We start from the raw sequence: 25457 nt of genomic DNA on the forward strand, positions 1-25457 counted from the left end.
TGATGAATGAGGTGATCCCACAGACGCTGATTGCGCTCGATAATCTGTCGAAAACCTTTGGTGGTAACCGCGCACTGAGCGATATCTCGCTGACCTTGCTGGCTGGCGAAGTGCACTGTCTCGCTGGCACTAATGGCTGTGGCAAGAGCACCTTAATCAAAGTCATCTCCGGGGTGCATGCCCCGGATAGCGGCAGCCGCATTACCCTTGGTGATGGGCAAACCTTTCCGCGTCTGACCACCCGTCAGGCGCGTGACTTCGGCATCCAGGTGATTTACCAGGATCTGTCGCTGTTCCCCAATCTCAGCGTGGCGGAGAACATCGCCTTCGAGCATAACCTGAATAGCCTGCTCGGCTGGCATCGCAAAGCCAAACTGCGTACCACGGCGCAGCGCATCATTGATGAATTGAAGTTCGAACTCGATCTCGACGCGAAAGTGTCGTCGCTATCGATTGCGCAGCGCCAGCAGGTGGCGATTTGCCGGGCGCTGGTGGCAGATGCGCGGCTGGTGATTATGGACGAGCCAACGGCATCATTAACGCGTACCGAAGTGAATCAGCTGCTGCGCACCGTGCGTTATCTGAAGGATAAAAACATCTGCGTGGTGTTTGTCAGCCATCGCCTGGATGAAGTACTGGAGATCTCTGACCGCGTCACGGTCATCCGCGACGGGCGCAAAATGGGCTGCTGGCCCGCCAAAGAGATGACGCCGCACCATCTCACCGAACTGATGACCGGCCTGAAGCTGGACTATCAGCTAAAAACGCCGACCCGCAATGACGATCGCCTGATTCTCGAAGTCGAGAAACTGACGCGCGCGGGCCAGTATCACGACGTTAATTTCAAACTCTATCAAGGCGAAGTACTCGGCCTGTGCGGCCTGCTCGGCTCCGGCCGCACCGAACTGGCATTGTCACTGTTTGGCATGACCAAACCGGACAGCGGCAAAATCTGGCTCGACAGCAAACCGGTGCGCTTCCGTGGCCATGAAGATGCGATCAAAGCCGGGATCGGTTACGTCTCCGAAGATCGTCTCACCCTCGGTTTGGTACAGCAGCAATCGGTGGCCGACAACATGGTGCTGCCGATCCTCGACAAGCTGCAGAACCGTTTTCACATCATTGATGAATACCGCAAGAACAAGCTGATTTTGCAGTGGATTCAGCAGCTCGGCGTGCGCGTTGCCGATCCCAATCTGGCGATCTCCACGCTTTCCGGCGGCAACCAGCAAAAAATTGTGCTGGCGAAATGGGTGTTGACCCAGCCGCGCATTTTGATTCTCGATTCGCCGACCGTGGGCGTGGATGTCGGCGCCAAAGCCAGCATCTATCAGCTGATTCATGCGCTGGCGAAGGAAGGTCTGTCGATCATTCTGATTTCCGACGAAGTGCCCGAGGTTTGGTACAACTGCGACCGCATCCTGCACTTCCGTGATGGCACCGTACATGCCGAATACCAACCCGATACCGTTGAGCAACACCAGCTGGCGGAGGTGATCAATGCCTGATTTTTCTCGTTTACGCCCGCACTCCAGCCAGGGCTGGCTCGCCTGGGTGCTGCTGGCTTTCATCCTGTTCTTCTCGATGGCCAGCGACCAGTTCCTGACGGTGCAAAACCTGCTGGATTTGGCGGAAAGCTATGCCGTGACAGGTATTTTCGCGCTCGGCCTGTTTGTGGTGCTGGTGACCGGCGGCATCGATATCTCCTTCGCGGCGGTGGCGTCGGTAGTGCAATACCTGATCGCCTCGCTGTTTGTGCAGTTCCAGTTTGATAACGCCGTGCTCAGCATCGTGCTGGCGGTGGTATGCGGCACGCTGTTTGGCGTCATCAACGCCCTGCTGATTACCACGCTGCGCGTGGTGTCGATCATCATCACCATCAGCATGCAATCGCTGCTGTTTGGACTGCTAATGTGGGCGACCGGCGGCAAAAGCCTCTACTCGCTGCCGGATTGGTGGATCACCCTGCGCAGCGTGCTGCCGTTCACGTGGCAGGGCAACAGTTTTCAGGTTGGCCTACCGCTGGTGACCATGCTGGTGATTGCCGGATTGACCGCACTGCTGCTGAACAAGACCAATCTTGGTCGCCAGCTGTATGCAGTCGGCGGCGATGCGGAATCGGCAAGGCGTATCGGGATTCGCGTGGGCCTGATTCATATTTTCGCCTACGGCTGGCTCGGTGCGATGGCGGCGATTGGCGGATTAGTGCAGGTCTATCGCATGGGTGAAGTGGTGCCGAACGCGCTGGTCGGCGGCGAGCTAGATGTGCTGGCCGCCACCGTTCTAGGCGGTGCCAGCCTGGTGGGCGGCAAAGGTACGGTCAGCGGCACGCTGATGGGCGTCTTTCTTATCGCCATCCTGAAGAACGGCCTGAATCTGATTGGCGTCTCCAACTACTTCATGAACATCGTGGTAGGCGGCGTGATCATGGTGGCTATCGCCGTGACTCACTACAAAAAACGTAAAGAAACTGACGTCAGTTTCGTCTGACCGAAGGGGCAAAATATGAAATCACTCTCTGCTCTGCGTCCGGACGGCACCAATATCGGCCTGATGCTGCTGATTGCACTGGCGCTGGCGCTGTTCACCGTGATGTTGCCGGGGCGCTTTCTCACCGATTCAACCTTTATGAGTATGGCGTTCCAGCTGCCTGAACTCGGCCTGCTAACGCTGGCAATGTTTATCGCCATTCTCAGCGGCGGGCTTAATCTGGCGATCATCGCCACCGCCAACCTGACGGCGCTGTTTATCGCCTGGACGCTGATGAGCGCCCTGCCCGCCGATGCGGGTACCGGCATGCAGCTACTGTGGCTGGTGATTGCGATCATCGGCGCAATGCTGATTGCGGCGGTGATCGGCGTGATAACCGGTGTGATGGTGACGCGTATCGGCGCACATCCGATTCTGGTGACGCTGGCCACGATGATGACGCTGAACGGTATCGGCATCTGGCTGACCAAAGGGGCGGCCGTCAGTGGAATGCCTTCGGTGGTGCAGGCGCTGGGTTCCAATACGCTGCTCGGCGTGCCGCTACCGCTGTGGGTATTCCTGATTGCCGCCGCGCTGCTGGCGCTGTTCCTCGGCAAAACCCGCGCCGGTAAATGCATCTACATGGGCGGCAGCAACATCAACGCCACCTGGTTCAGCGGCATTAATACCCATCGTATGGTGATTCTGGTGTACGTCATTTCCAGCCTGCTGTGCGTGTTAGCCGGATTGATCATGATGGCGCGCTTTAACTCGGCGCGTATGGGCTACGGCGACGCTTACCTGCTGCTCACAGTGCTGGCAATCATCCTTGGCGGCACCGATCCCAACGGCGGTTTTGGCCGCGTCACCGGCGTGGTGCTGGCGCTGATCGCGCTGCAGGTGCTCTCCACCGGTTTCAATCTGATGAATATCAGCCAGCACGTCAGCCTGGCGATGTGGGGCGCGGTGCTGATTGTGGTGCTGGCCTTCAAACACTTTAAAACCCGTTTTAACGAACATCGTGCCGTCAGACTCAGCAAGCTGGCCGCGGCACTTAACCCTTTGACCGAAAAAAAGGAAGTATGATGCGTATTCAAGTCTCCCCGTCGTTGATGTGTATGAATCTGATGGAGATCAAGCACCAGCTCGCCGTGCTGGACTCCCGCGCAGACTTTCTTCATATCGATATTATGGATGGCCACTACGTGAAAAATATCACGCTGTCGCCGTTCTTTATTGAGCAGATCCGCCCCTTCACCAAGGTAGCGCTGGATGTCCATTTGATGGTCGAGCAGCCCACCGATTTCATCGAAGTGATTGCCAAAGCGGGCGCCGATTACATCTGCCCGCACGCCGAAACCATCAACCGCGATGCGTTCCGCGTGATCAATCTGATCCGCAGCTTCGGCAAGAAAGTCGGCGTGGTGCTAAACCCGGCTACGCCGGTCTCGTTTATCCATCACTACATTCATCTGGTCGACAAGATCACCGTGATGACGGTCGATCCTGGCTATGCCGGACAACCGTTTATTCCGGAAATGGTGCAGAAGGTGCAGGAGCTGAAAGCGCTGAAGCAGGCCAACGGCTATAAATACCTGATTGAAATTGACGGTTCCTGCAACACCCGCACCTACCACACGCTGGTCGGCGCGGGCGCCGAAGTGCTGATTGTCGGGACGTCTGGCCTGTTCAATATTCACGACGATTTGGAAACCGCCTGGAATATGATGCGCGAAAGCATTGATGAGGCTCAGGGATTGGCGCAGGTGTCGGCATGATACAACGCTGGTTCGGTATCGACATTGGCGGCACCGGCACACGTCTGCAACTGATGGAAGAAGGTCGCATATGGTCGAGCTTCCGCAAGGTGCCGACGGCCAGCTGGGCGCAGCAGCCCGATGCGTTAACCGCATTGGGTCAGTTAATCAGTGAAACCTTAGAGCAGCAGCCGGTCAGCGGCGTGATGCTCGGTTTACCCGGCATTCTCAGTCGCGATCGTCAGCAGGTGATTTCGCTGCCGTTTATTCAGGCTCTGGATCGTCAGCCCGTTGCTGCCATGCTCACCGCGCGCCTGGGCGTGCCGGTGGCGATGGATAAAGATGTTAACCATCTGATGATGTGGGATTTGCTGCAGCTGGAGCAACTGCCAGACAACGCCGTGGGCTTGTATCCTGGAACTGGCATGGGCAACAGTTTGTGGATCAACGGCCAGTTTTATCACGGTCAACACGGTGGCGCCGGCGAACTTGGCCATGTGCCGATTGCCGGTAACGATCTGCCCTGCCCGTGTGGCAATCACGGCTGCGCAGAAACGGTCACCTCAGGCCACTGGCTGAGCCGCTGGGCGGCCGCTAACGTGCCAGAAACCGGCATGTCGGCGCTGTTTAGCCAGCACCGCGACCATCCGGAATTGCAGGCTTTTGTGCAGCGGCTGGCGCAACTCATTGCTACTGAGATGAACATTCTCGATCCGGAATACCTGATTCTTGGCGGCGGTGTGTTGGCAATGGCTGACTTCCCGCTGGCGCAATTGCGTAGCCAGATTCAGCAGCATTTACGACCGCCCGCCACACGCGATGGCCTGAAGATCGTGTTTAGCCAATCCACCGACCACACCGGTTGCCGCGGGGCCTGTTTAGCTGCAGAACGTCTGTTCAGGAGTGCATGATGAAAGGAAAAGTGTGTGTGTTTGGCTCGTTTAACCTCGATGTGGTGGCGGTGATGAACCGCTTCCCGATGCCCGGCGAATCGCTCACCGCCCATAACAGCATGATGGGGCCAGGCGGCAAAGGCGCGAACCAAGCCACGGCCGCATTGCGTGCCGGGGCTCGCGTGCACTACATCGGTAAAATTGGCAATGACGACTTCGGCATGTTTGCCCGCCGCCATCTGGAAAAAACCGGCTTCGATGCGATCACCTTGTTTACCTGCAAAGAGAAACCCACCGGCAACGCGCTGATCTACGTTGCGGGTGACGATGCTGAGAACATGATTTCGGTCTATCCTGGCGCCAACACTACCGTCACCGCCGCCGAAGTGACGCGCTGTCAGCCCACCGTTGCCGCCGCGGATATTTTGCTGGTGCAGCTGGAGAATAACCTCAGCGCCATTCAGCGCATGATCGATAACGCCCGTGTTGGCGGCACTTTTGTGATTATGAATCCGGCACCGTGGCAGAAAGTGAGTGATGCGCTGCTGGCGAAAGTGGATCTGCTAACGCCGAACAGCACCGAAGCGATGCAGCTCAGCGGCGTGAAAGTGACCGACTTCGCCAGCGCGCAGCGCGCGGCAGAGGTGCTGCACCGCAAAGGCGCGCGTCAGGTGATCATCACGCTGGGAACCTCTGGCGCCTTGCTGTCGGTTGCAGGCCAAGCACCACTGCGCATTCCCCTGTTCCCGGCGCAGCCGCTGGATACCACCGGCGCGGGCGATGCGTTTAATGGTGCATTAGCGGCCCGTCTGGCTTCCGGTGACGAACTGACACAGGCGGCGCTGTTTGCCGCGGCCTATGCTTCACTGTGCGTGGAGCGTTCTGGTGCAGCGCACTCGATGCCTTCATATGCCGAAGCGCTGGCAAGATTGCAGGCATATCCGGAATGTGTCCCGGAAACGTTGGGAGAGTGTGTTTGATGTCGTGCGGTGGATGATTTGGTCGCCATGAATGGCGACCCTACGATTAAAACGCGCACGCTGTAGGGTCGCCATTCATGGCGACCTGGCCGAAATTTACGCCTGCAACCAACCGGCGATCTGCGCGTGCTGCAGCAGCATAATGGCTTTACCGTCGCGGATGCGGCCATCTTTCACCATCATCAACGCTTCCGGGAAACTCAGCTCCAGCACGGTAATCTCCTCATCCTCAACGCCGCCGCCTGTCGTGGCGCGCTGCGCATCGGTATATTCTGCCGCAAAGAAGTGAATCAGTTCCGTTACGCCGCCCGGTGACATATAGGCTTCGAAAATCTTCTCTACTTTCCCCACCTGGTAGCCGGTCTCTTCAATCGCTTCTTTACGAATGCAATCTTCCGGCGAATCGTCATCCAGTAATCCTGCACAGGTTTCAATCAGCTCGCCGCTGGTATTGCCATTGACATAGGTGGCGATGCGGAACTGACGTACCAGCAGAACGCTATTTTTTTCAGTGTTATACAGCAGGATGGTCGCACCATTACCGCGGTCGTAAACTTCGCGTTTATGGCGTACGACTTCGCCATTGTTGCGGGTGAGTTCGTAGGTGTAGTTGCGCAGCACAAACCAGTTTTCTGATAGCAACTTATCTTTGATGATGTTGATCTTTAACGACATAGCCGCTCCACTGCTCATTTGAGGGAGCCTGAGATAATAGGCCGAAGCGGCGGGGAAAACTATCTGAATTGTGAAGTTGGGACGTTTGATAAAAACCAGGTCGCCATAAATGGCGACCCTACGTTTTAGGCCTGCACGGTTTACCTATCAAAAACCGTTTGGCTGATCTTTCATATCCGGCAAATGGTGCGCAATGCCTTTGTGGCAATCGATACAGGTTTTTCCCTCTTCAATGGCCTTGCTGTGCATCTTCGCCGCCACGGTTTTCTGCGCGGTGAAATCCATATAATCGAAGTTGTGACAGTTTCGACACTCCTGCGAATTATTGTTTTGCATCCTGCGCCACTCATTACGTGCCAGCTCAATACGGTGCTCCTCGAACTTCTTCGGCGTATCAATCAGGCCGAAAATCTTGGCATACACCTCTTTACTCGCCTGCAGCTTACGCAGCATTTTCGGGCCCCATTCGTGCGGCACGTGGCAATCTGGACAGGTGGCGCGCACGCCGCTGCGGTTGTTGTAGTGCACCGTCTGCATATATTCCTGATAGACGTTGTTGCGCATTTCATGGCAGCCAATACAGAACTGCTCGCGGTTGGTCATCTCCATTGCGGTATTGAAACCGCCCCAGAAAATAATCCCGCCGGCAAAACCCGCAATCAGCAGCGTGCCCAGCGCCAGACGGCTGGGACGTCGCCACCAGCGCCAGATGCGCAGAAGTTTCTCTTTCATTTATTCCTCACTTACCGAAGCCGTCAGCCGGTTTGAAGGTGTTTTCTACCACCGGTTTGGCATCGGTTTGCGGCACGTGACACTGCAGGCAGAAATAGCGACGCGGCGAGACGGTGCTGCTGACCTGGCCATCGCGATCGGTGAAGTGCGTAGGACTGACGCGCGGCGCACCGGTGGTGAGATAGCTCTGCGTACCGTGGCACTGCAGGCAGCGGTTAACGTTTTTCGTCACCTGATAGCCATCTACGCTATGCGGGATCACCGGCGGCTGGTTCACGTAGTTGAGGGGTTTACGGCTCTGCTCTTTGGGCTGATGAATGGTGCCCTGCTGCGTGGCCGTCACTTCCGGTGACTGATTAAGATCGACGCCGTTATTAGCGTAAACCGTGCCGCCCAGCATCAGGGCGGCCAACGTAACGAATGTGATTAAGGGTTTCATTGCATCCTGCCTTAAATTTTAACCAGCTTGACGGCGCATTTTTTGTAATCGGTCTGCTTCGACAGCGGATCGGTAGCGTCCAGCGTGACGTTATTTGCCAGCACGCCAGCATCGAAGAACGGCATAAACACCAGTCCTTTTGGCGGCTGATTACGACCACGCGTCTCGACGGTAGCAAGGGTTTCACCACGACGTGACATTACGCGCACTTTTTCACCGCGACGGAAATCGCGGTCTTTAGCATCCAGCGGATGCATGTAAAGCAACGCCTGCGGCACCGCACGATGCAGCTCCGGCACGCGGCGCGTCATGGTGCCGGTGTGCCAATGCTCCAACACGCGACCGGTACAGAACCACAGATCGTACTCATCGTCCGGTGATTCCGCCGGGGCTTCATATGGCAGAGCGAAAATGGTCGCTTTGCCATCCGGCTTACCGTAGAAACGCACGCCTTCGCCGGCTTTAACATAGCTGTCGTAGCCTTCGCGATAGCGCCAGCGCGTCTCTTTGCCATCCACTACCGGCCAGCGCAGACCGCGCGCCTGATGGTAAGCATCGAACGGCGCGAGATCGTGGCCGTGGCCGCGACCAAAGCTGGCATACTCTTCGAACAGACCTTTCTGGATATAGAAGCCGAACTCGCGCGCTTCATCATTCAGCTGGTCATCCGCCACTTCGCTCAGCGGGAACTGATTGACCTGGCCGTTGGCGTACAGCACGTCAAACAGCGTTTTATCATGCAGTTCTGGATTCTGCGCGATCAGCGCTTGCGGCCAGACTTCAGCAACCTTGAAACGTTTGGAGAAATTCACCAGCTGCCATAGGTCGGATTTCGCCTCGCCCGGCGCTTTCACCTGCTGATGCCAGAATTGCGTACGACGCTCGGCGTTGCCGTAGGCGCCCTCTTTCTCCACCCACATGGCGGTTGGCAGAATCAGATCGGCTGACAGCGCGCTCACGGTTGGGTAAGGATCGGAGACCACGATAAAGTTGCGCTCATCACGCCAGCCTGGCATACGCTCCTGCGTCAGGTTTGGCCCGGCCTGCATATTATTGTTACACATCACCCAATAAGCGTTGAGCTTGCCATCTTTTAGCGCGCGATCCTGCGCTACCGCATGCAAACCGATTTTGGCCGGTACGGTGCCCTGCGGCAGCTTCCACAATTTCTCCGCCGTGGCGCGGTGTTTGTCATTGTTGACCACCATGTCAGCCGGTAAACGGTGTGAGAAGGTGCCCACCTCACGTGCCGTACCGCACGCCGACGGCTGGCCGGTGAGCGAGAATGGACCGGTGCCCGGACGCGAGATTTTGCCGGTTAGCAAGTGCAGGTTGTAACACAGGTTGTTCGCCCACACGCCGCGCGTATGCTGGTTGAAGCCCATGGTCCAGTACGACACCACGTTGACTTTCGGATCGGCGTACAGCTCAGCCAGCGCGATCAGCTGATCCTGCTCAACGCCGCTCATGGCACTGGCTTTTTCTACCGTGTACTCCGAGACGAATTTGGCAAACTCATCAAAGCTCATCGGCGTCGATTCGCCGCTGTCGGGATTTTTCGCCGAGGCCTGACGCGGATCGGTTGGACGTAAACCGTAACCGATATCGGTGACGCCTTTACGCAGCGTGACGTGATTCTGCAGGAAGGTCTTATCGACCTTGTTGTTCTGAATAATGTAGTTGGCAATGAAGTTGAGGATCGCCAGATCGCTCTGCGGCGTGAATACCATACCGTTATCGGCCAGCTCGAAGCTGCGATGACGATATGTCGACAAGACCGCGACTTTGACATTGTCACTGCTGAGACGGCGTGCGGTGATGCGCGACCAGAGAATCGGGTGCATCTCCGCCATGTTGGAGCCCCACAGCACGAAAGCATCGGCCTGCTCAATGTCGTCATAGCACCCCATCGGCTCGTCCATGCCGAAGGTGCGCATAAAGCCCACCACCGCCGATGCCATGCAGTGACGCGCATTCGGATCGAGATTGTTGGTGCGGAAACCGGCTTTCATCAGCTTGGACGCCGCATAGCCTTCCCATACCGTCCACTGGCCAGACCCGAACATGCCGACCGAATCCGGCCCATTGGCTTTCAGCGCCGCTTTGAACTTCTCTTCCATAATATCGAAGGCTTGATCCCAGCTCACCGGGGTGAATTCGCCGTCTTTAGCAAATTTACCGTCGGTCATGCGCAGTAGCGGCTGAGTCAGACGATCTTTTCCGTACATGATCTTCGGCAGAAAATAGCCTTTGATGCAGTTTAATCCACGATTCACTTCTGCCTGCGGGTCGCCCTGTGAGGCCACCACACGGCCATCCTGGGTGCCAACCAGCACGCCACAGCCGGTACCGCAGAAGCGGCACGGTGCTTTTTCCCAGCGAATCGGCGATACCAGCGAGGTCGCGGCTTTAGTGACGGTGGGAATAGTGAGTCCTGCAGCCGTTGCAGCTGCAGCCGCAGCATTGGCCTTCATAAAATCACGACGACTTATGCTCATGATGCTTCCTTACAAGGTTCTTCAATTTCGTCTTGCTGGTGATAAACCAGCGATACCGCCAACACATCGGGAATGTTGCGGCTCTCTTCAATATTGCGTAGCAGGGCGGCGCTATCCGCTGCGCCCAGCGTCACAGCCAGCGTGCCGCGTGCCGCATCTTCAGCGGCAATGTCGCTATCGGCAAACGCCAGCAGCGCGTCTTTTACGGCAGGTATGGACGCAGGCCGCGCCTGAATTACCAGGCCGCAGACGTGCCAACTTTTTTCATGGTTCATGGTGTAATCCTGTGGCTGAAACCGGGCAAGGCGCAATGCAGGCGCCACAGCCGGTGCAATGCTGCGGCAGGGTTTCAGGCTGTGCGACACCGTTGGGCATCAGGTGGAAACGAATCGCTTGCTGTTCGCAGCTCTCCTGGCAACTGCGGCAGTTGACGCCAAGAAAAGTGATGCAGCGGTTATCAATGCGAATGCGCTGTGAAAAGGGCTCCGTTTCACGGGCATGGAACAGCGGCTGTGGGCAGGCTTCGGCGCAGGCGCCGCAAAAAGTACATTCGCCCTGTCGAAAATCGAGCTGGGGTATTTCTCCGCGGCTAAGCCGGACGATCTGCGTTTCGCAGGCCGTAACGCATTTGCCACAGCCATCACAACCGCTCTCTCCCCGCCACCAGGGTAAAGGGATGCCGTCAGCAGGCGCTACGCGCTGCCCGGTAAAAAGTTCGCGTCGCGACAACGCCATCGGTTCACCTTAAACGGGGAGAAAGAGATGGTGCGTAAAATAGCCTGACATTAATGAGGGCTATATCACCCGAAAGGTGTAAATCCCGACGTCGGATCAAGTGAAGGGGAATTGAAATAAAAACGGGGGCCAAAAGGCCCCCCGAGATGAGAATCGCTAACGTTAACGCGCGTTATCGTCCGCCAGCTTATGCGGTGCATCATCCGGATCGTCAGCATGATGTTCATGCTCTTTCATGGCTTCGGCATTGACGCGTTTACGCACGCCAAACCAGCCAAGAATCAGCACCACGGCAATCAGTGGAATCGAGGCAATGGTGTACGTGCCGTTGGGATAATCGAACGCCATCAACACTAATACGCTCACAAGAAACAGCAGCGTCAGCCACGAGGTGAACGGCGCCCAGGGCAGCTTGAAGCTGACGTCCTCCGCTTTGCCCTCTTTAATCGCTTTGCGCAGACGCATCTGGCACACCACGATGAAGCCCCACGACGAGATGATGCCGAGTGATGCCACGTTCAGAACGATTTCAAATACCTGTGAAGGGACGTAATAGTTCAGCACCACGCCGATGACGTAGACGGCGATGGTCACCAGGATGCCGGCGAACGGTACCTGCTGCTTACTCATCTTCGACATAAACTGTGGCGCAGAACCGCCCATCGACATGGAGCGCAGAATACGGCCGGTGGAATAGAGGCCCGAGTTCAGACTCGACAGTGCGGCGCTCAGCACCACAATGTTCATCACGCTTCCGATATAAGGCACACCCAGCTTGGAGAAGAACGTTACAAACGGACTTTGCCCCGCCTGGTAGGCATTCCACGGCAGCAGCAGCACCAGCAGCACGACTGAACCGACGTAGAACAGGCCGATACGCCAGATCACGCTGTTGATGGCTTTCGGCAGCATGGTTTTCGGGTCTTTACACTCTCCCGCCGCGGTCCCCACCAGCTCAATTGAGGCGAAAGCGAATACCACGCCCTGCACCAGCACCAGCGCGGGCAGCAAGCCATGCGGGAAGAAGCCGCCGTTATCGGTGATCAAATGGAAACCGGTGGTGTTGCCATCCAGCGGTTTACCGGTACCGAGGAACACCACACCCACGATCAGGAACACCACGATAGCCAGCACTTTCACCAGAGCAAACCAGAACTCCATCTCGGCAAACCACTTCACGCCGATCATGTTCATGGTACCGACAATCGCTAATGCGCCAAGGGCAAACACCCACTGCGGCACATCGCCAAACGCGCCCCAATAGTGCATATACAGCGCGACCGCGGTGATATCGACGATACCGGTCATTGCCCAGTTTACGAAGTACATCCAGCCTGCCACGTAAGACGCTTTTTCCCCAAGGAATTCACGCGCATAAGAGACAAAACTGCCGCTGGAAGGACGATGCAATACCAACTCGCCCAACGCACGGAGTATAAAGAAGGAGAAGATACCGCACACCAGATAAACCAATGCCAGTGCTGGACCGGCCATTTGCAGGCGCGCGCCAGCACCGAGGAACAGACCGGTACCGATGGCACCGCCGATGGCGATCATCTGTACCTGACGGTTACCCATCGCTTTGTGGTAACCGCTGTCGTGGGAGTTGAGCCAGCGTCTTTTCGCAGCGCGTTGTTCGGCTGCGGTTTTTTTAATTGATTTCATAGCTATCCTGTTTGTCCTGACCATCAATCACCGCCTAACCAAACGATTGCGTATGGCGGTGCGAAATGGGGTAAAACCCGGTGCCACAGCGGCGGAACGATGTCACGTGGCGGGGCGGGAATTTACGGCGATGAATCCTACCCGTTCTGCAAGAACGAAGCAAAAAATACCGCCAGGCTGCACGAGTTGAATTGTAATAATCCGTCGCGGTGCACAAAAAAACCGGCCAGAGGGCTGACCGGTAAAGGGATGGCTACAGGGATAACTACTGGAGGGAATTAACGGTAAATCTCTGCGGTACCGCTCCACAGGCTTGAATCACCTGGGGTTTGCAGGCCGATAACGCGATAGCTGCTGGCACCTTGCTCTTGCGCTTTTTGCGACAGATGGCGCGTTGCATCATCCAGCGAACCGCGCACACCGCTTATAGAAACGGTGCCTGCGCTTTGCAGGTTTTGCGCTTGCGCGGCACTTAACGGCTCAGCCGCCAGCGTCGAGAAACTGGCGGTGGCCAGCAATGCGGCGGTCAGAATGGCATAACGTGTCTTCATGAGATGCTCCGGTTGTCTTCCATTGGTTAAGCGTTACGAAACTCATTATCACGCAGGGAATGAAAACCAGGTTGAGCATGGGGTAAAGGCGTTTAATAATTCGCCAGCTAAGCGCGGATTATCCAGGGAAAGGTAAAGAGAAATGGTTTTCTCTGCTAAAAGTAACCTGATGTGTCGAAATCAACCTCGCCGTCACTGCGCTGCTGCCCTATAATCCCCCGCTCTTAAAAGGGTTATTATTGTGATTGTGAAACGTCCCGTTACTCGCACTATTGCCCGCGCACTGGGCATGATTGTGCTGCTGTCGCTGTTGACCTCCGGACTGGCGCTGATGACGCTCTCCAGCAGCCTGCGCGATGCTGAAGCCGTAAATGTTGCCGGTTCGCTGCGTATGCAGATTTATCGTCTCGCATGGGATAGCGCGCGCGATCCGCAACAATTGGCACATCACATGGCGCTCTACCAGCAAACGCTGGAATCCCCGGCATTACAACATCTGGAACGCCCGTGGGTACCGCTGGAAGTCAGCAGTCGCTATCGTTATCTGCGGGATAGCTGGCCGATGTTGCAACAAACGCTGCAGCCTGAACGTGCACAAGTTTATCAGCAGCGTGTCGCTGGCTATGTCAGCGAAATCGACCGTTTTGTACTGGCGGTGCAGCATTACGCCGAACTGAAAATGCACCTGGTGGCGGCCAGTAGTTTGTTTGGCTTTTTAGCTATTGTCGCGCTGGCGCTATGGACGATTCGTTTTATTCGCCGCAATGTGGTGCGTCCTCTCAATACGCTAGTGACCGCCAGCCACTCTGTCGAGCAGGCGAATTTCACCTTTCCCGCCCTGCCGGTGGAACAGCCAAATGAACTTGGCGTACTGGCGCAGGCATTTACTACCATGGCGGAACGCCTGCATTCCCACTATCGCCTGCTGGAGTGCGCGGTGCGGGAGAAAACCGAAGATCTCACTCAGGCCAACCGCACGCTGTCACTGTTATATGAAAGCTCACAAATCCTCACCAGTAGCCCACCCAATCCAGAACTGTTTCAGGGGTTGCTACGGCTGGTACAGCGCCGTGAAGCGCTGACGGTGCTGCAAATTACCAGCGAAGGAATTGAGTTTCAGGCGGGTGTGGCGGCGGACGACCTCAGCTGGCAGCGTCTCGCCTTAATGCAGGAAGATCAGACCTTAGGTGAATTGCGCTGGCAAACTCGCCGCGCGCCCCCGGCCGACGAGTTAATGCAGAGCCTGGCGAATATGCTGGCTCGTGCGCTGTGGATCTGGCAGACGCAAAAACAGTATCAACAGATGCTATTAATAGAAGAACGCGCCACCATCGCGCGCGAATTACACGACTCGCTGGCCCAATCGCTCTCCTTCCTGCGCATCCAGCTGGCGTTGCTGCGACGTAATGTTGATGACACTCAGCCCCAGGCGCAGGCGATTATTGCCGATTTTGATCGCGCGTTGTCAGAAGCTTATCAGCAACTGCGCGAGCTGCTCACCACCTTCCGTCTGACTATTGAACAAGCGGATTTGGTTCAGGCGATGCAGGCGATGATCGCACCGCTGCAAGAGCAGTCGCAGGCGGTAATCGAGTTCGATTATCAACCCGGTCTGCAAATGCTCGATGCCCAGCAGCAGGTGCATGTGCTGCAGATTGCACGCGAAGCGCTGCTGAATGCTATTCGCCACGCACAGGCGCAGAATATTCATATTCGCTACCAGCGTGTCGCTGATGAGGACCACCTGCTGACTATTGATGACGATGGCTGCGGCATTCCTAGCCTTGAAGAGCCGCCGGGACATTACGGCCTGACCATCATGGCAGAACGCGCCGCACGGCTTTCCGGTACGCTATCGATCACCCCGCAGACGCAAGGTACGCGCGTCACGCTGCGTTTTCCGCCGCGTCCAGCGCACCGGCTGAGTTAACAATGAGCATGAGATCGCCATGCATGGCGACCCTACAAAATTTGATACTGGAGACATTATGGCCAACCCTTCCCTGACAATTATGATCGTTGACGATCATCCGCTGATGCGCCGCGGTATCCGCCAGCTTCTGGCGCTGGAGCCACGCCTGGAAGTGGTGGCCGAGGCGAATAATGGCACCGAAGCGCTGGCAGAAGCGCGTCGGCTATCACCCGATGTCATCCTGCTGGACCTCAATATGAAAGGCATGTCCGGGCTGGATACGCTGAAAGCCCTGCGTAACGAAGGCATTGCCGCACGCATTTTGATATTAACGGTTTCCGATGCGCGCAATGATATTTACGCCATGGTGGATGCCGGCGCCGACGGTTATCTGCTGAAAGACAGTGAACCTGAGCTGTTACTGGCGCAGATCATGCGGGGAGCCAAAGGTGAGAATGTATTTAGCGAAACGGTCGCCGACTACCTCACCACGCGCCAGCCAACCTCGAATCCTTTTAAGCAGCTCACCGAACGCGAGCTGGATGTGCTGCAGGAAGTGGCGCGCGGCTTGTCGAACAAAGAGATCGCAACAACCCTGCATATCTCCGAAGAGACGGTAAAAGTGCATATTCGCAATCTGCTGCGCAAGCTGGACGTGCGCTCGCGCGTGGCCGCCACGGTATTGTGGCTGGAGAGCCGTAATGTGTAGCAGCGCACAGAAAGCCGCGACCACATTTACACTTTCTCCTTAATTTATCCACGATTCTCTAATTTGTGCCGCGTAGAGTAGCAGCAGCAGGAGTTTTCTGAGAGAGCACTTTGCACTCCGCCAGCGTGAAGCCATCCTTGCTTCGCGCTCAACATAATAAAAGTAAAAAATACGCAGCTGAGGAGTGTCGGTTCCATGTCGAATTTTTTTATCGACCGCCCCATTTTTGCCTGGGTTCTGTCTATTTTGCTCTGCCTGTGCGGCACGCTAGCGATCATCTCGCTGCCGATTGAGCAGTATCCCGATCTCGCGCCACCTAACGTGCGTATCACCGCGAACTATCCCGGGGCATCGGCGGAGACGCTGGAAAATACCGTCACGCAGGTTATCGAACAGAACATGACCGGTATCGATAACCTGATGTACATGTCCTCGAACAGCAGCAATACCGGCCAGGCTCAAATCACTCTCACCTTTACGGCCGGTACCAATCCCGACGAAGCGCGTCAGCAGGTCCAGAACCAGCTGCAAAGTGCGCTGCGCAAACTACCCGCGGCGGTACAATCACAGGGCGTGACGGTAAATAAAACCGGTGATAGCAACATCCTGATGATTGCCTTTGTCTCGACCGACGGCAGTATGGACAAGCAGGATATTTCAGATTATGTCGCCAGTAACATTCAGGATCCGCTGAGCCGCATTGACGGTGTGGGCCAGGTGGATGCCTACGGTTCGCAATATGCGATGCGTATCTGGCTCGATCCTAACAAGCTGATTGCCTATGCGCTGACGACCGAAGACGTGGTCAGCGCCATTGAATCACAGAACACTCAGGTAGCGGTGGGTCAGGTGGGCGGGTTGCCGTCGGTGGACAAGCAGGCGCTTAACGCCACGGTAAATGCGCAATCGATGCTGCAAACGCCCGAACAGTTCAAAGCGGTGACGCTGAAAACCAACAGCGATGGCTCAGTGGTAACGCTGGGCGACGTGGCGAACGTGGCGATGGGCGCGGAGAAATATGACTTCCTTAGCCGCTACAATGGCCAGGCGGCTTCCGGGCTCGGTATTAAGCTGGCATCTGGCGCCAACGAGATGAACACCGACAAGCTGGTCCGCGCGCGCATCGCGGAGCTATCACACTACTTCCCGCACGGGCTGGAAGCTAAAGTCGCCTATGAAACCACGCCGTTCGTTAAAGCCTCAATTACGGACGTGGTCAAAACCCTGCTGGAAGCCATCCTGCTGGTGTTCCTGGTGATGTATCTGTTCCTGCAAAATTTCCGCGCTACGCTGATTCCTACCATTGCGGTGCCGGTGGTGCTGCTTGGCACCTTTGCGGTGCTCTACGCCTTTGGCTACAGCATCAATACGCTCACCATGTTCGCCATGGTACTCGCCATCGGCTTGCTGGTGGATGATGCCATCGTGGTGGTGGAAAACGTTGAGCGCATCATGAGCGAAGAAGGCCTTTCACCGCGCGCGGCGACGCGCAAATCGATGGGACAGATTCAGGGTGCGCTGGTGGGCATTGCGCTGGTGCTGTCGGCGGTATTTGTACCGATGGCGTTCTTTGGCGGCACGGTGGGCGCGATCTATCGTCAATTCTCAATCACCATTGTTTCGGCAATGGTGCTGTCGGTATTGGTGGCGATGATTCTCACGCCCGCGCTCTGTTCGACGCTGCTGAAACCGCTGGCGCAGGGCCATCATCATGGCCGCAGCGGCTTCTTCGGCTGGTTCAACCGTACATTCAACGCCAGCGCGGAGCGCTATGAGCGCGGCGTGGCAAAAATTCTACTGAAAGGCGGGCGCTGGCTGTTGCTCTATCTCGCCATTATCGGCGTGATGGCGTTTCTGTTTATTCGCCTGCCAACCTCCTTCCTGCCGCTGGAAGACCGCGGCGTGTTTCTGACGCAGGTGCAATTACCCGCCGGTGCCACTCTGGAGCAAACCTCAGACGTGGTGGCAAAAGTCGAAAATTACTACATGACCAGCGAGAAAGATAACGTGCTCTCGGTGTTCTCAACCATCGGTGCCGGTCCTGGCGGCAACGGACAGAACGTAGCGCGCCTGTTTGTGCGGTTGAAAGATTGGGAAGCACGTCCAGGCAGCGATCGCACCTCTTTCGCGATCATCGAACGGGCAACGAAAGCTTTCCACAAGATTAAAGAAGCGCGCGTGATTGCCAGCAGTCCACCAGCGATTACCGGCATGGGTAGCTCATCGGGCTTCGACATGGAATTGCAGGATCACGGCGGCATCGGGCATACCCAGCTAATGGCGATGCGCGATAAATTGCTGGAGCTGGCGGACAGCAATCCGTCGCTGTCGCGCGTGCGTCACAACGGTCTTGATGACAGTCCACAGTTACAGATCGATGTCGATCAGCGTAAAGCGCAGGCGCTCGGCGTATCGCTGGATACCATCAACGACACCTTAACCACCGCGTGGGGTTCAACCTACGTTAATGACTTCCTCGATCGCGGACGCGTTAAGAAGGTTTATGTACAGGCCGCGGCAGAGTTCCGTATGCTGCCGGAAGATGTGAATAAGTGGTATGTGCGCAACAACAGCGGCGGCATGGTGCCCTTCTCGGCCTTCGCCACCAGCCATTGGGAAACCGGTTCGCCGCGTCTGGAACGTTACAACGGATACTCTTCACTGGAGATTGTTGGCGAGGCGGCAAACGGCGTCAGCAGCGGCACGGCGATGGACGTCATGGAAAAACTGGTCGGGCAGTTACCGCTGGGCGTAGGCTTCCAGTGGACTGGCGCATCCTATCAGGAACGCTTGTCCGGCTCGCAGGCGCCGGCGCTCTATGCCATTTCGCTGCTGGTGGTGTTCCTGTGTCTGGCGGCCTTATATGAGAGCTGGTCGATTCCTTTCTCGGTGATGCTGGTGGTGCCGCTCGGCGTCGTGGGCGCACTGGTGGCGACATGGCTGCGCGGACTGGAGAACGACGTTTATTTCCAGGTGGGATTGCTCACCGTTATCGGCCTTTCGGCAAAGAATGCCATTCTGATTGTAGAATTTGCCAATGAGATCAACAGTAAAGGCCGGGAACTGCTGGAATCGACGCTGGAAGCCTCACGTCAACGTCTGCGCCCGATTTTGATGACCTCGCTGGCGTTTATCTTTGGCGTATTGCCGATGGCGATCAGCAGCGGCGCAGGTTCCGGCAGCCAGCACGCGGTGGGTACCGGTGTAATGGGGGGGATGATCTCGGCCACCGTATTGGCCATCTTCTTCGTGCCGCTGTTCTTCGTGGTGGTCCGCCGAAGATTCCCGCTGAAAGAGAAGCCGCACGATTAGGTTTATTAGGTCGTCATAAATGACGCCCCTACGTCCGTGCATACCCCAACCGCAGGATCGCCATTTATGGCGACCGTTTTTTAAAGGCCCGTGACGACGCAATAAAAAAGCCGCCATTGCATACATGGCGGCTTTATTGTTGTGTGTGGTAAGAATTACAGCAAGTTGGGAAGTGCCCTGCTTTTCTCTTCACGCGTTACTTACGTAACATCGCTTCGATAAATTCTTTCCAGTTTCCCATTTCAGTGTCGACCATAAAACCCTCTCTTATTGTAGTGGCGATTCTACGCCGATTTTTTCTACAGGTGAATACGCTTCCACCTGTTATCACTATCGGCAAAAGTAAACAAAAGCTGCAATTTTCTGAAATTGTGTACTGACGCACATTTCAGCAACCCGCTAATGCTGCTAGGAAAAAGTGAGTTTTGCATTGAGTAGCACACATTCACGCTTAAGATAATCCTTAGTGGCCTGATGATGCTGCAGGTGATTATTGAAGGCGTGAATGAAAGCGCTTACTGGATCTAAGTAATAAAATTTATCGCCGTAAAATTGTCATGAAAAATCCAGCAATAAAGCGTACAGCCGCCGTCAACGCTCACGGCACTTAGAGCGCTGTGGTAAACTCGCGCTTTATTTTTATCAAAATGGGAATAAGCGATGACAGCGCAGTGGGTGATGTACGGAATTAAAAATTGCGACACGATAAAAAAAGCACGCAACTCTTTAGCATCATCCGGCATCGACTATCGTTTTCATGATTATCGCGTTGATGGCCTTGATGATGCGCTGCTGCAATCTTTTATTGATCAGTTAGGTTATGAAGCGCTACTCAACACGCGGGGCACCACCTGGCGTAAGCTGCCAGAAGCCGAGCGCGCGGCCGTTAACGATGCAGACAGCGCCAAAGCCGTGATGCTCGCCCAGCCGGCCATCATCAAGCGCCCGGTATTGGCGTCGCCGCAGGGCGATCTGCTGGTCGGCTTCAACGATTCCCTTTACCACGCGTTTATCCAGGAGAAGTCATAACATGTTTTGTCCGGTCATTGAGCTGGCTCAGCAGCTTATCCGTCGCCCCTCTCTCAGCCCGGATGATGCCGGTTGCCAGGCGTTGCTGATTGCGCGTCTGGAGGCTATCGGCTTTCGCGTTGAACCGATGCACATTGGCGATACGCTAAACTTTTGGGCAACGCGCGGTCAGGGCGAAACGCTGGCATTTGCGGGTCATACCGATGTGGTGCCGCCAGGCGATGCCAATCGCTGGATCAGCCCGCCGTTCGAACCCAGCATCCGCGACGGCATGCTGTTTGGCCGCGGTGCAGCTGACATGAAGGGCTCGCTGGCGGCGATGGTGGTGGCAGCAGAACGCTTTGTCGCCGCTCATCCTCAGCATAAAGGGCGTCTGGCTTTCCTGATTACCTCGGATGAAGAAGCCAGCGCGGTTAACGGTACGGTAAAAGTGGTTGAGCGTTTAATGGCGCGCAACGAACGCATGGATTACTGCCTGGTCGGCGAGCCGTCAAGCACCGAGATTGTTGGCGACGTGGTGAAAAACGGTCGTCGCGGATCCATGACGGCAAATCTAACCCTTCACGGCGTGCAGGGCCATGTGGCGTATCCGCATCTGGCGGATAATCCGGTACATCGCGCCATGCCCGCGTTGAATGAGTTGGTGGCGACGGTGTGGGATGAAGGTAACGAATTCTTCCCGCCCACCAGCATGCAAATTGCCAATGTTCAGGCGGGTACCGGCAGCAATAACGTGATCCCCGGTGAATGCTTTGTGCAGTTTAACTTCCGCTTCAGCACGCAGCTCACCGATCAAATGATTAAAGATCGCGTGGCAGCGTTGCTGGATCGTCACCAGTTACGCTATACGCTGGAGTGGAATGTTTCCGGTCAGCCGTTCCTGACTTCACGCGGTAAGCTGGTTGATGCCGTAGTGAATGCTGTCACGCACTATAATGAGATTAAGCCGCAGTTGCTCACCACCGGCGGCACCTCCGATGGGCGCTTCATCGCCCGCATGGGAGCGCAAGTGGTAGAACTGGGCCCGGTGAATGCCACCATTCATAAGATTAACGAGTGCGTGAAGGCGTCAGATTTGCAGATGTTGAGCCGTATGTACCAGCGCATCATGGAACAGCTGATCGCCTAAGCGCGCAGAAGGAGATAAGGGATGGAATTCTTTAAAGAGTACTGGTGGATCCTGGTGATCCTGCTAATGGTCGGTATTTTGATGAACGTTTACAAAGACCTAAAACGTATTGACCATAAAAAATTCATGGAAAACAAGCCGGATTTGCCGCCGCATCGTGATTTTAACGATAAATGGGATGATGAGGACGACTGGCCGAAAAAGAAATAACCACAGTTAAAAGCCATTCTGAAAATGTAGGGTCGCCATTTATGGCGACCGATTCCCGGGGTGCATTAATGCACCCCCTACGTTGCGCGGCTAGATCATCATCACCACATCATCATCGCCAGGTTTAGCGCCGCTCAACGCTTCATCGAAGTAACGACGCGGCACGGTATAGCGCAGGTGATTGAGCGCCAGTTCCATGCTGCGGTCGTCAATCGCGTGTGGCAAGTCTTCAACAATATCCAACGTCACATCGCCGCCTAATAAAATGAGCCGCTGCTTTGCCGCCTCCGCATGCTGTAGCGGAATCTGATCGTCTTCATCGCCATGAATCAAATGGATGGTGTTGCGCGTTGTTGCACGCTGCGGCAGCGTGGCGTAGCGTCCACTAAACACAATGGCTCGCCCTGCCAGATCCGGCTGCGCTTTTATGCCTTCCAGCACCATCATTCCACCTTGCGAAAATCCTACCAGCGCAGTGGCTTCAGCACGAACGCCGCTCTTCTGCTGCCAGTGACGCACCGAGGCAATGAATTCAGGCATTATCGCATCGACGCCCTGCTGCTCCGAACGATCGTGCGGCGGAATTTCGACAAACCATTGCCGTCCCTGCGGCGCACTGCCGGCATAGGGCGCACCAACAGAAACCACCAGCGCCTGCGGAAACGCTTTGGCGAACCAGCTGCCAATCTGCGCCATCGAATCAGGGTTATCGTTTACGCCGTGATACAGCAGAAACAGCTGTGCTGCACTGCTCGGCTGCTGAACAATTACATATCGTAGTGCCATAAGATCCTCCTGCAATCACTATACGCCGCTGCTCGCACAGAGATATCGGGAAAATTTGAACGAGATAATGGATTTATTGCAACGAGCGGAGCCGCTGCTGCCAGCGATCTGCGGCATGTGCATCGTGTTGGATCAGCACCTGCGCAACCTCGCCGCGCAGCTTATGCATCAATGCTTTACGCCCGTTAAGACCGACATGTTGCGCGACATCGTGTAGCGTTTGTTTTTGCAGCAGGATGGCATTCAATAGCGGTGAAGGAGAGTGGCGTACCAAACGCTGCAGCGCGGCATAGCTGGCTTCAAACGGTCGCAGTGCCCAGGCAAACCCTGCCAGCAGCCACTCATCATCCTCATTCAATTGCTGATTGGCATCGCTAGCAATCACCAACGGCAGATCGACAAGATCTTGTAGCCACGGCCAATCACGGGCGAGCCGCTGTGCAGCCTGCTGCTGTAAGGCGCTTCCCGCCGGCGTGATCGCCAACATCGCCATGGCGGCATAACAACCGCTGCTGGCTTCGCGCTGCGAACCAATACGTACCAGCGTAAATCCACAGGCGCGCCAGAACTGCCACAGCGCCTCAGTGTAGCCAAAGCTCACGGAAAGGTAGTCATAATCCTGTGCCTGTTGCCGTGCGGTAGCCACCAGGGTTTTGCCGATTCCGCGCTGGCGCTTGGCCGCCTGGACCGCAATTCGGCTAATACGCAATGAGCGCAATGTTGCTGCCTCAGCGAACCCGGCATGTGCCGCTAGCGACTGTGCCACCAGATTACCGCGCGGCCGACGATAACCCGCCCATACTGCATCGGCAAGCGGCTGCGCTAAACCGCCCTCCTCCACCAGCCACAGCGCGCCGGTGATGTGTTCAGCTTCGCCGGCTAACCAAAAGCGCATGCCGGGCGCATCCAGCATCCGACGCAAATCCAGCGGTGAAGTACGATAGTGCGCGCTGGCAAGCAGGCGATAACCCGCTTCCAGCGCCGGTAAATTGTGTTGTGGCGTGGCTGGATAAATCGCGATTTCAGCGTTTACGCGGTTTTCCTGCGCATCTTCAAACAGCAGCGCCTGGCTGAGCCACTGCTCCAGCGGATCGTTGGGCGACCAGCGCAACGGCTCGTCGAGCTGGAAGTAGCGCACATCGGGCAACGTGGCGCAGAAACGCAGCATAAAACCGCGCCCGGTGCCTTCATAACCTTGCACGGTGGTGGTGAGCAGTACGCGTGGAAAGCGTTGCACCAGCTGCTGCAACAGCGGCGCAGGGATCGCGGCCGCTTCATCAACAATCAGCCATTGCGCCGGTGGAGGCGATTCCAGTGCGAGGATGGCATCCGGCGCCATAAAACGGAAATGCTCACCGGCAAACGCGGCTAGCACGTCGGTTGAAACTTTGGCTGGAGCGGTAACTAAGGCGTGCTGATTGTGCTGCGCCAGCATGCCGGCTAGCGCTGATTTACCACGACCGCGCGCGGCGGTAATCACCGCAACGCCTTTGGGCATTGCTGAGAGCTGTTGCAGCATCTGTGCCTGCTGCTGCGGTGCCTGACAGCGCCACGCCGGCCAATCTATCCCGGCGGCCTGGCGCACGGGCTGATGTTGACGCAGTAACATCACCTGCGGATCGCGCAGCATAAGCGATTGCAGATGCTGGATGAAATGCGGTGTGGCGATGGGCTCTGCGACATCAGCCCAGCGCAGGCTGTCAGCATCAGGTTGATTCGGCCAGCTTTTCCACGCGGGCGTCAGCAGCAACAGCCAGCTGCCCGCACGCAAGGTGCCCGCCAGCGCCGCAAAGGCTTCGGCATGGAAACCGTCACGCGCATCAAAGATTGCATGCTGGAATTCACGCCCTAACAAAGTACGCAGTGCGGTGGGCGCAACGGCGTCAGGAAGCTCATGGCTGTCGCTGAGCGTGAGCCAATCACCGGGTAGCTCTGCGCGCCAGCGGGCGGCTTGCTGCCATACCCAATCGGCATCGCCACCGATCGCGCACAGGCGACGAATGCCCGCACGCTGCATTGCCGCCGTCACGTCAACTAAAGACATCAGTTGCTAGCGAAGGTGTTGCACTGGCCCGGATCGCCACTATCGAAACCGCGCTTCAGCCAGGTGTAACGCTGCTGCGAGGTGCCATGAGTGAAGCTATCCGGCACCACGCGGCCCTGCCCTTTCTGCTGCAGGCGATCGTCGCCAATCGCTTCAGCGGCATTCAGCGCTTCCTGCAAATCGCCCACTTCTAAGATGTTCTGCTGCTGCATGTAATGGCCCCAGACGCCGGCGAAGCAATCAGCCTGCAACTCCATTTTCACCGACAGCTGATTTGCCTGCACCTGGCTCGCGCCCTGCTGCATCTGGCGAACTTTAGGCTCAATGCCCAACAGTTTTTGTACGTGATGGCCGACTTCATGAGCAATGACATAGCCCTGAGCAAAATCGCCGCCGGCACCCAGTTTGGTTTTCATATCATCGTAAAACGACAAGTCGATATAGACGGTTTGGTCGGCTGGACAGTAAAACGGTCCCATCGCCGATTGGCCGGTACCACAATTAGTACGCGTCGCACCGCGGTACATCACCAGCTTCGGCGGCACGTACTGTTTATTCATCTGCTGGAACAGCTTGCTCCAGGTATCCTCAGTCGTCGCCAGAATTACCGAGGTGAATTTGGCATCTTCATTACTTTGCGCCGAGTTCACCTGACGCTGCTGCGATGTGGGTGCGACACTGCCACCGCCTTCCAGCAACGCGGTAAGATCGTAACCGTAATAGCCCGCCACGGCGACTACCACCAGTAAAATCAGGCCACCTTTGCCGCGTGGAATGCGAATTTGCCGCCCACCGCCGCTGCCAAAGCCGGGTGAGTCATTGCGTCGATCTTCTACGTTGTCGCTCTCACGACGCCCTTGCCAGCGCATGGTCTAACTCCTTTAAACATGTTTGGCATGATTTTAGTTGGCGTCAGCGGGAAGCACCAGTGT

At 56.3% G+C, this 25457-nt stretch carries 24 protein-coding genes; 12 read left to right on the plus strand and 12 right to left on the minus strand.

Going from position 1 to position 25457, the window contains the following annotated elements; all coding sequences use genetic code 11:
- Nucleotides 1-2: 2 nt before the first annotated feature.
- Genes ACIP6T_RS10250 through ACIP6T_RS10275 form a run of 6 tightly spaced genes read left to right on the plus strand, consistent with a single transcriptional unit; the run spans nucleotide 3 to nucleotide 6099 of the window.
- Nucleotides 3-1508, plus strand: a complete 1506-nt coding sequence (locus ACIP6T_RS10250) for a sugar ABC transporter ATP-binding protein (protein ID WP_097097669.1) — start codon at nucleotides 3-5, stop codon at nucleotides 1506-1508.
- Nucleotides 1501-2490, plus strand: coding sequence for an ABC transporter permease (locus ACIP6T_RS10255; RefSeq protein ID WP_400456752.1), 990 nt, complete (start codon nucleotides 1501-1503; stop codon nucleotides 2488-2490). Before ACIP6T_RS10250 ends, ACIP6T_RS10255 begins: the two co-directional genes overlap by 8 nt.
- A gap of 15 nt (nucleotides 2491-2505) precedes the next feature.
- Nucleotides 2506-3555, plus strand: coding sequence for an ABC transporter permease (locus ACIP6T_RS10260; protein WP_097096488.1), 1050 nt, complete (start codon nucleotides 2506-2508; stop codon nucleotides 3553-3555).
- Nucleotides 3555-4247: a D-allulose 6-phosphate 3-epimerase gene (gene alsE, locus ACIP6T_RS10265; RefSeq protein WP_345828784.1), complete on the plus strand. Its 693-nt coding sequence runs from the start codon at nucleotides 3555-3557 to the stop codon at nucleotides 4245-4247. Before ACIP6T_RS10260 ends, alsE begins: the two co-directional genes overlap by 1 nt.
- Nucleotides 4244-5137: an allose kinase gene (gene alsK, locus ACIP6T_RS10270; RefSeq protein WP_400456755.1), complete on the plus strand. Its 894-nt coding sequence runs from the start codon at nucleotides 4244-4246 to the stop codon at nucleotides 5135-5137. Before alsE ends, alsK begins: the two co-directional genes overlap by 4 nt.
- Nucleotides 5137-6099 carry a ribokinase gene (locus ACIP6T_RS10275; RefSeq protein ID WP_400456757.1) on the plus strand — a complete coding sequence of 321 codons (963 nt, stop codon included), beginning with the start codon at nucleotides 5137-5139 and terminating at the stop codon, nucleotides 6097-6099. The genes alsK and ACIP6T_RS10275 overlap by 1 nt, the downstream gene beginning before the upstream one ends.
- Before the next feature lie 96 nt (nucleotides 6100-6195).
- Here the strand turns inward: ACIP6T_RS10275 and nudK are convergent, their stop codons facing one another.
- From nudK to ACIP6T_RS10315, 8 genes are all read right to left on the minus strand, one after another.
- A complete protein-coding gene (nudK, locus tag ACIP6T_RS10280; RefSeq protein WP_097096484.1) occupies nucleotides 6196-6774 on the minus strand; it encodes a GDP-mannose pyrophosphatase NudK in 579 nt (192 codons plus the stop codon).
- A 147-nt stretch (nucleotides 6775-6921) separates the two neighbouring features.
- Nucleotides 6922-7506 (minus strand): cytochrome c-type protein NapC, encoded by a 585-nt coding sequence (napC, locus tag ACIP6T_RS10285; RefSeq protein WP_345828780.1) that lies wholly within the window; start codon nucleotides 7504-7506, stop codon nucleotides 6922-6924.
- Nucleotides 7507-7513: 7 nt separating this feature from the next.
- Nucleotides 7514-7945, minus strand: coding sequence for a nitrate reductase cytochrome c-type subunit (gene napB / locus ACIP6T_RS10290; RefSeq protein WP_097096482.1), 432 nt, complete (start codon nucleotides 7943-7945; stop codon nucleotides 7514-7516).
- 11 nt (nucleotides 7946-7956) lie between these two features.
- Complete coding sequence (gene napA / locus ACIP6T_RS10295) at nucleotides 7957-10443, minus strand: nitrate reductase catalytic subunit NapA (protein WP_400456760.1); 2487 nt, start codon at nucleotides 10441-10443, stop codon at nucleotides 7957-7959.
- Nucleotides 10440-10718 (minus strand): chaperone NapD, encoded by a 279-nt coding sequence (locus ACIP6T_RS10300; protein WP_345828777.1) that lies wholly within the window; start codon nucleotides 10716-10718, stop codon nucleotides 10440-10442. The genes napA and ACIP6T_RS10300 overlap by 4 nt, the downstream gene beginning before the upstream one ends.
- A complete protein-coding gene (gene napF, locus ACIP6T_RS10305) occupies nucleotides 10708-11178 on the minus strand; it encodes a ferredoxin-type protein NapF (protein WP_097096479.1) in 471 nt (156 codons plus the stop codon). The genes ACIP6T_RS10300 and napF overlap by 11 nt, the downstream gene beginning before the upstream one ends.
- 162 nt (nucleotides 11179-11340) lie before the next feature.
- Nucleotides 11341-12843 (minus strand): L-asparagine permease, encoded by a 1503-nt coding sequence (gene ansP / locus ACIP6T_RS10310; RefSeq protein ID WP_400456763.1) that lies wholly within the window; start codon nucleotides 12841-12843, stop codon nucleotides 11341-11343.
- Between the two features lie 278 nt (nucleotides 12844-13121).
- A complete protein-coding gene (locus tag ACIP6T_RS10315; RefSeq protein ID WP_097096477.1) occupies nucleotides 13122-13394 on the minus strand; it encodes a YdgH/BhsA/McbA-like domain containing protein in 273 nt (90 codons plus the stop codon).
- Between the two features lie 241 nt (nucleotides 13395-13635).
- Between ACIP6T_RS10315 and narQ the strand changes: the two genes are divergently transcribed.
- The 3 genes from narQ (at nucleotide 13636) to acrD (ending at nucleotide 19327) form a co-directional block, all read left to right on the plus strand.
- Nucleotides 13636-15324, plus strand: coding sequence for a nitrate/nitrite two-component system sensor histidine kinase NarQ (gene narQ, locus ACIP6T_RS10320; RefSeq protein ID WP_345828773.1), 1689 nt, complete (start codon nucleotides 13636-13638; stop codon nucleotides 15322-15324).
- A 58-nt stretch (nucleotides 15325-15382) separates the two neighbouring features.
- Nucleotides 15383-16015 (plus strand): response regulator, encoded by a 633-nt coding sequence (locus ACIP6T_RS10325; protein ID WP_097096475.1) that lies wholly within the window; start codon nucleotides 15383-15385, stop codon nucleotides 16013-16015.
- Between the two features lie 195 nt (nucleotides 16016-16210).
- A complete protein-coding gene (gene acrD, locus ACIP6T_RS10330; protein WP_097096474.1) occupies nucleotides 16211-19327 on the plus strand; it encodes a multidrug efflux RND transporter permease AcrD in 3117 nt (1038 codons plus the stop codon).
- Nucleotides 19328-19523: 196 nt separating this feature from the next.
- Here the strand turns inward: acrD and ypfM are convergent, their stop codons facing one another.
- The gene (ypfM, locus tag ACIP6T_RS10335) at nucleotides 19524-19583 is read right to left on the minus strand and encodes a protein YpfM (protein ID WP_137386901.1); all 60 of its coding nucleotides are present in this window, start codon (nucleotides 19581-19583) and stop codon (nucleotides 19524-19526) included.
- A 404-nt stretch (nucleotides 19584-19987) separates the two neighbouring features.
- On the opposite strand from ypfM, the gene ACIP6T_RS10340 reads away from it, so the two are divergent.
- Genes ACIP6T_RS10340 through ACIP6T_RS10350 form a run of 3 tightly spaced genes read left to right on the plus strand, consistent with a single transcriptional unit; the run spans nucleotide 19988 to nucleotide 21695 of the window.
- Nucleotides 19988-20356, plus strand: coding sequence for an ArsC family reductase (locus ACIP6T_RS10340; RefSeq protein WP_097096473.1), 369 nt, complete (start codon nucleotides 19988-19990; stop codon nucleotides 20354-20356).
- A 1-nt stretch (nucleotide 20357) separates the two neighbouring features.
- A complete protein-coding gene (dapE, locus tag ACIP6T_RS10345; RefSeq protein ID WP_345828771.1) occupies nucleotides 20358-21485 on the plus strand; it encodes a succinyl-diaminopimelate desuccinylase in 1128 nt (375 codons plus the stop codon).
- A gap of 21 nt (nucleotides 21486-21506) precedes the next feature.
- On the plus strand, nucleotides 21507-21695 hold the full coding sequence (locus ACIP6T_RS10350; RefSeq protein WP_097096471.1) for a YpfN family protein: 189 nt from the start codon (nucleotides 21507-21509) through the stop codon (nucleotides 21693-21695).
- Nucleotides 21696-21785: 90 nt separating this feature from the next.
- Here ACIP6T_RS10350 and ypfH read toward each other — a convergent pair whose 3' ends face one another.
- The 3 genes from ypfH to ACIP6T_RS10365 form a co-directional block, all read right to left on the minus strand.
- The gene (gene ypfH / locus ACIP6T_RS10355) at nucleotides 21786-22481 is read right to left on the minus strand and encodes an esterase (protein WP_400456767.1); all 696 of its coding nucleotides are present in this window, start codon (nucleotides 22479-22481) and stop codon (nucleotides 21786-21788) included.
- A gap of 73 nt (nucleotides 22482-22554) precedes the next feature.
- Nucleotides 22555-24525: a tRNA(Met) cytidine acetyltransferase TmcA gene (locus ACIP6T_RS10360; protein WP_400456770.1), complete on the minus strand. Its 1971-nt coding sequence runs from the start codon at nucleotides 24523-24525 to the stop codon at nucleotides 22555-22557.
- Nucleotides 24525-25394 carry a neutral zinc metallopeptidase gene (locus ACIP6T_RS10365; RefSeq protein WP_097096468.1) on the minus strand — a complete coding sequence of 290 codons (870 nt, stop codon included), beginning with the start codon at nucleotides 25392-25394 and terminating at the stop codon, nucleotides 24525-24527. Before ACIP6T_RS10365 ends, ACIP6T_RS10360 begins: the two co-directional genes overlap by 1 nt.
- Nucleotides 25395-25457 lie beyond the last annotated feature (63 nt).

The sequence above is a fragment of the Pantoea sp. NPDC088449 genome, from assembly GCF_044753225.1.
GTDB lineage: Bacteria > Pseudomonadota > Gammaproteobacteria > Enterobacterales > Enterobacteriaceae > Pantoea > Pantoea floridensis.

Bases quoted from the DNA above. Each gene is read 5' to 3' on its own strand.
- napB (WP_097096482.1), bottom strand. From the start codon at position 7,945: ATGAAACCCTTAATCACATTCGTTACGTTGGCCGCCCTGATGCTGGGC.
- ansP (WP_400456763.1), bottom strand. From the start codon at position 12,843: ATGAAATCAATTAAAAAAACCGCAGCCGAACAACGCGCTGCGAAAAGA.
- ACIP6T_RS10315 (WP_097096477.1), bottom strand. From the start codon at position 13,394: ATGAAGACACGTTATGCCATTCTGACCGCCGCATTGCTGGCCACCGCC.
- napC (WP_345828780.1), bottom strand. From the start codon at position 7,506: ATGAAAGAGAAACTTCTGCGCATCTGGCGCTGGTGGCGACGTCCCAGC.
- nudK (WP_097096484.1), bottom strand. From the start codon at position 6,774: ATGTCGTTAAAGATCAACATCATCAAAGATAAGTTGCTATCAGAAAAC.
- ACIP6T_RS10255 (WP_400456752.1), top strand. From the start codon at position 1,501: ATGCCTGATTTTTCTCGTTTACGCCCGCACTCCAGCCAGGGCTGGCTC.
- ACIP6T_RS10250 (WP_097097669.1), top strand. From the start codon at position 3: ATGAATGAGGTGATCCCACAGACGCTGATTGCGCTCGATAATCTGTCG.
- ACIP6T_RS10260 (WP_097096488.1), top strand. From the start codon at position 2,506: ATGAAATCACTCTCTGCTCTGCGTCCGGACGGCACCAATATCGGCCTG.
- dapE (WP_345828771.1), top strand. From the start codon at position 20,358: ATGTTTTGTCCGGTCATTGAGCTGGCTCAGCAGCTTATCCGTCGCCCC.
- ACIP6T_RS10300 (WP_345828777.1), bottom strand. From the start codon at position 10,718: ATGAACCATGAAAAAAGTTGGCACGTCTGCGGCCTGGTAATTCAGGCG.
- napA (WP_400456760.1), bottom strand. From the start codon at position 10,443: ATGAGCATAAGTCGTCGTGATTTTATGAAGGCCAATGCTGCGGCTGCA.
- ACIP6T_RS10365 (WP_097096468.1), bottom strand. From the start codon at position 25,394: ATGCGCTGGCAAGGGCGTCGTGAGAGCGACAACGTAGAAGATCGACGC.
- alsK (WP_400456755.1), top strand. From the start codon at position 4,244: ATGATACAACGCTGGTTCGGTATCGACATTGGCGGCACCGGCACACGT.
- ACIP6T_RS10360 (WP_400456770.1), bottom strand. From the start codon at position 24,525: ATGTCTTTAGTTGACGTGACGGCGGCAATGCAGCGTGCGGGCATTCGT.
- alsE (WP_345828784.1), top strand. From the start codon at position 3,555: ATGCGTATTCAAGTCTCCCCGTCGTTGATGTGTATGAATCTGATGGAG.
- ACIP6T_RS10340 (WP_097096473.1), top strand. From the start codon at position 19,988: ATGACAGCGCAGTGGGTGATGTACGGAATTAAAAATTGCGACACGATA.
- ACIP6T_RS10275 (WP_400456757.1), top strand. From the start codon at position 5,137: ATGAAAGGAAAAGTGTGTGTGTTTGGCTCGTTTAACCTCGATGTGGTG.
- acrD (WP_097096474.1), top strand. From the start codon at position 16,211: ATGTCGAATTTTTTTATCGACCGCCCCATTTTTGCCTGGGTTCTGTCT.
- ACIP6T_RS10325 (WP_097096475.1), top strand. From the start codon at position 15,383: ATGGCCAACCCTTCCCTGACAATTATGATCGTTGACGATCATCCGCTG.
- ACIP6T_RS10350 (WP_097096471.1), top strand. From the start codon at position 21,507: ATGGAATTCTTTAAAGAGTACTGGTGGATCCTGGTGATCCTGCTAATG.
- ypfH (WP_400456767.1), bottom strand. From the start codon at position 22,481: ATGGCACTACGATATGTAATTGTTCAGCAGCCGAGCAGTGCAGCACAG.
- napF (WP_097096479.1), bottom strand. From the start codon at position 11,178: ATGGCGTTGTCGCGACGCGAACTTTTTACCGGGCAGCGCGTAGCGCCT.